The sequence below is a fragment of the Psychrobacter sp. T6-1 genome (genome assembly GCF_052258445.1).
In genome coordinates this window covers 1-3,691 of record NZ_JBQQFC010000249.1, presented here as the reverse complement: position 1 = coordinate 3,691, position 3,691 = coordinate 1, and the positions used below count along the sequence as shown (strand labels likewise).

Annotated in this window: 3 protein-coding genes; 2 read left to right on the top strand and 1 reads right to left on the bottom strand. The window is 43.6% G+C overall.

Annotation, left to right across the window (positions count from 1 at the left end; all coding sequences use genetic code 11):
- Positions 1–1,982 (bottom strand): aminopeptidase N (gene pepN / locus ACTXGO_RS11080; protein ID WP_443574518.1); only part of this gene is annotated, 1,982 nt, incomplete at its 3' end.
- Positions 1,983–2,230: 248 nt separating this feature from the next.
- Between pepN and ACTXGO_RS11075 the strand changes: the two genes are divergently transcribed.
- Positions 2,231–2,824 carry a DUF6231 family protein gene (locus ACTXGO_RS11075; protein ID WP_443574517.1) on the top strand — a complete coding sequence of 198 codons (594 nt, stop codon included), beginning with the start codon at positions 2,231–2,233 and terminating at the stop codon, positions 2,822–2,824.
- 138 nt (positions 2,825–2,962) lie between these two features.
- On the top strand, positions 2,963–3,505 hold the full coding sequence (gene pal, locus ACTXGO_RS11070) for a peptidoglycan-associated lipoprotein Pal (protein WP_317199342.1): 543 nt from the start codon (positions 2,963–2,965) through the stop codon (positions 3,503–3,505).
- Positions 3,506–3,691: the final 186 nt, after the last annotated feature.

Genomic DNA, 3,691 nt, shown 5'->3' with positions numbered 1-3,691 from the left:
AGCGCAAGGGCGACTTGTTTGTATAGATTCTCACGCTCTTGTTTGATGACCTCTGGATCGTAGTCTTTGTGCGTCGCTGATGCCAGCTCCTGCGGTGATGGGATATCGAGCAGGCGCGCCGCTAACATAGGATCATCCACTGCAAGCTTAGGCAGGGTCGCCACCAGTGCTTGCAAGTAAATGTCAGGCTCGCTCTTAGCGTCACTATTGGGCAGTAATATACGATTGACCAGCATTTGCGTCACTTGCCAGCGGTTAAAACCATTGGTCTCATGTGTGAGCAAAAACGCTAAATCGGTATCTTGATAATTATAATTCAATTGCACAGGTGCGCTAAAATCGCGTAGCAAGGACACCACAGGGTTACTGCCTACATTGTCAAACACAAAGGTTTGCGCCGCTTGCTCAAGTAATAGCATACGCTCGCTAATGATCTCACCTGAGTCTTGATCAAACAAAGCCGTCGCAACCGGAATTGGCAAAGGCTTTGGCGCGTCAAATCCAGCGACATGGCGCGTCTGCTGACTCAAAGTAATAGTGAGCGTCTGCGTCTCGCTATCATAGTCTTGATGGCCAGACAACACAGGCGTACCGGGCTGACGATACCAGTCGATAAAATCCTCAACCTTACTATCAGTGATACTAAGCGCTGATAAAAAATCTTCTACTGTGACCGCTTGTCCATCATAACGGCGAAAATACTCATCAGTGCCTTGACGGAAATTATCAGCGCCGAGCATATTAGCAATCATGCGTACGATTTCTGCGCCTTTCTCATAAATAGTAGTGGTATAAAAGTTATTAATCTCAACGAAGCTCTCAGGACGTACAGGATGCGCGAGTGGTCCTGCGTCCTCTGCAAACTGATGCGCGCGCAGCATCGCTACATCATCAATACGCTGCACCGCACTTGATTGCTGATCGGCTGAGAACGACTGATCCCGGTATACAGTAAAGCCCTCTTTTAGACACAGCTGAAACCAATCGCGGCAGGTAATACGGTTGCCCGTCCAATTATGAAAATACTCATGAGCGATGACTGCTTTTACATTAAAGCTGCGCGCATCGGTTGTCGTTTCAGGACTAGACAATACGCAAGCGGTATTAAAGATATTGAGACCTTTGTTCTCCATAGCGCCCATATTAAACTGGCTCACCGCCACAATCATATAGCGATCTAAATCATAGGCGCGCCCATAATTGACCTCATCCCACAACATCGAGTCCTTTAATGCTTGCATACCGACATGACATTTATCAATATCATCAGACTTTGCGTACAACTCAAGGGTGACTTCTCGCCCTTCACTAGTTGTGAAATGATCGGTTAATACATCTAAGTTTGCGACAACGCAAGCGAACAGATAGCTTGGCTTATTAGTCGGATCTTCCCAAATAGCATAATGACGATCAGGCGCGCCTACGACTTCACCTTGTTCAATCAAATTACCATTGGCAAGCAATGTCGGATAACGCTTGTCTGCCTCTAGACGCGTCGTAAACACCGCCAGCACATCAGGTCGATCAGGATAATAGGTAATCTTGCGAAAGCCTTCTGGCTCGCACTGAGTGACGAACATGGTCTCACTACCCGTGCCTGCGATGTACAGACCCTCAAGCGCGGTATTGGTTTGCGGATGGATACGCACCTTTATATGCAAACTTAGACTATCTGGCGCATCTGTAATGGTCAGCTTACCGTTATTGATGCTATAACGTTCAGTAGCCAGCACTTTCCCATCGAGTTCAATGGTGAGCAGCTCAACGTCCTCACCATATAGCACCAAGTCGCCTTCGGTCTGACGATTCATAACCAGCGTACTTTCGACTGTCGCATGCTCATCAAATAATTGAATGTCCAAATTGACGGTCTCGACATCGAAGCTTAGGCGCTTATAGTCTTTTAGATGGATTTTGCTTGGCTCATGAAGGGGTACATCAGCCATCTCAGGGTTGATAATTTGGGGAGTATCAGCAGACATGGTCATTCCTATTATTAATTGTAGATTGAGAGTATTTTTGTTAGAGGTAGAATGGTTCGTTCAATTGAGTGACTTTACATTATTAGCTTACATTGATTTGATTTGCTAGATTTCAAGTTACGCTACTGAAAAACTTAAACTTAGCTTTAAGAGTCATCGATAGCTTTAAGTCGTATTATTAATTGGCTAATGCCATATAAAGTGATTTAATGGCAGAGTAGATTTTCATTTCATAAAAAGGCACTCTTATGACGCAGCGAAAAACAGAGCACTCAAACATCAGCCTGCCAATGCTTGTGGCTTACGTAGAGGAGCTGCTTCCAGAATTAGCATCAGAGGCGCCTGCTTTTGTTAGTACACAGATGTTATGGGTGGCAGAGGATAAAGCCGCACTTGCATCACTACAGACACAGCTTAATAAAGCATCAAACGATATCAAGTCAAAAAAAGACCATACTCATCTCTTAACCTTACCTGCACTTGATCAGCAGCAGATACACAAGCGTCATGAGCTGGTTTGTTTTTGGCTACCAACATTATCAGATGAGATGATACAGCACTATATCCCTTTATTAATGCGCTATCGTGATTTATATGCCGCTCACTTACTTATAGCTATTGATAGTACTATAGATTTGCGAGCTTACGGATTTACTCCTTTTGATATCGTTAATAAAGAGCAAACCCAAACCGTCAACCCAAGCAGATCTTTAAGTGCTGCTGTAGCTAAGCATACAATTACTTTATGGCAATTTAATCTTTATGATTATAAAGTTCTACCCAATTGGCTAAACAATAAGTATTGGGCCAATCCTGAGAACTGGGATAAAGGTCGCTGGTGATTAAATAAACGGTCTTTGTAATTACAGTAATGATACTTACATAAATTAACATGAGTTATATGATAAGTAGCAATGAGCTAAGTGGTATATTAAGTGGTTTTAAAAATAAGAATGTTATTTCAACTTTAGGAGATTTATATGTCAATCATTACTCACTCTACTCTCAATAGTCGTTTTGCGAAAGTGGCAACCTTAGCCGTATTATCAAGCGCTATAGCGATTACCTCAGGCTGTGCCACTAAAAGAGCAACCTCTGAAGTTGTTGTTGCACCCCTAGGTGTACCTAGCGGTCAGGTCGCTTATTCAGGTGCCGTTCTCGTTGACAATCCAGGTATGGTTGTTAGTGCTGCTGATAATTTGCAAGCCGTCGTCTATTTTGACTTTGATAGTAGCAACATCACAGCGCAAGCTGCTAGCGTACTCAATCAACACGTCAATTTGTTGAGCTCAAACCCAGCTGCTGGTGTCCTTATCGCAGGTCATACGGATGAGCGCGGTAGCCGTGAATATAACATCGCTCTAGGAGAGCGCCGTGCGGCGGCGGCTCGTGACTATCTAGCTAATCAAGGCGTTGCTATCAATAATATTCAAATTATTAGCTATGGCGAAGAGCGTCCTGCTGCTACTGGTATGACCGAGGCGGCCTATGCTCTAAACCGCCGTGCTGAGTTGTCTTACTAAATTTAAGTATAAGCTTGCATTAGCAAAAGAGCCTTGTTGAAAAAACACAACCCAGCAACCTTAGTACTGCTGGGTTTTTTGCGACTTTAAAGCATGCTATTCTCAATAGTACTCATACTCATACTCATACTCATGATCTTATCAACTATGCCCTTCTCACTATATAATTTAAGCTATATCCAACTC